This is a genomic window from Pseudomonas sp. BCRC 81390, from assembly GCF_030341915.1.
Taxonomy (GTDB): domain Bacteria; phylum Pseudomonadota; class Gammaproteobacteria; order Pseudomonadales; family Pseudomonadaceae; genus Aquipseudomonas.
The window spans coordinates 1-258 of record NZ_JATAAG010000077.1; the positions used below are offsets into that span (position 1 = coordinate 1).

Consider the following 258-nt stretch of genomic DNA (forward strand, 5'->3'; position numbering starts at 1 on the left):
GACGTTGTCTGGTGCAGTGACACTAGTGCTGCCGGTGGTGCTGTTCGCCGGAACGGTGATGGTAGTGCCGTCGTTCAGGGTGAAGGTCAGCGCACCGTGCTTGTCGATCGGCAGGCCGTCTTTGTTGGTCAGGGTGACGGTGTAGGTGATGTCACCACCTTCGGTAACCGAAGGGGTAGCGGTCAGCTTGGCCACGACCTCGTCAGTGGTGTCGGTGACCTGAACCGTGGCCGCATCGCCCAGCTGCAGGTTTTCGAA

The 258-nt window shown here is 60.9% G+C and carries 1 protein-coding gene; it reads right to left on the bottom strand.

What is annotated here, in order from left to right; all coding sequences use genetic code 11:
* On the bottom strand, window positions 1-258 hold a 258-nt coding region (locus QSV36_RS23015), incomplete at both ends, for an immunoglobulin-like domain-containing protein (protein ID WP_289134780.1).